Annotated in this window: 1 protein-coding gene; it reads right to left on the minus strand. The window is 66.7% G+C overall.

Features of this window, described 5'->3' with window-relative positions:
• A partial coding sequence (locus AC1DYK_RS36405) for a peptidoglycan-binding domain-containing protein (protein ID WP_478170691.1) occupies positions 1–287 on the minus strand: 287 nt, incomplete at its 3' end.
• Positions 288–354: the final 67 nt, after the last annotated feature.

Here is a 354-nt window from a genome sequence, read left to right on the forward strand (position 1 = left end):
GACCCGTCGGTCTCCAGGCCTGCCGCGTAGTCGATGTTCTGGCGTTGCTGCCATGCCTTGGTCGCGTTGTAGGTTCCGTCACCGAAGACCCCGTCGACCTTCGACTTGGAGTCGAGCGCGCCGTCGGCCCAAAGGATCATCTGCCACAGGCACGTGGCGTTGGACGACGCGTGAGTGTTTCTCTGCAGGATGCCCTCGTCGCCCCAGTCGTCCCAGTACTTGTCGCCCCCGTAGAAGTAGGCGCGGCCGCTGTAGGTTCCGCTTGCCGCGGCCGGGGTGGTGCTCACGGCGAGGACGGCGGCGGTCAGTGCCCCCACTGCGTACGCGCCCAGTTTGATCCGCTTGGTGCGCCAG

The sequence above is a fragment of the Variovorax sp. P2_H12 genome, from assembly GCF_056403395.1.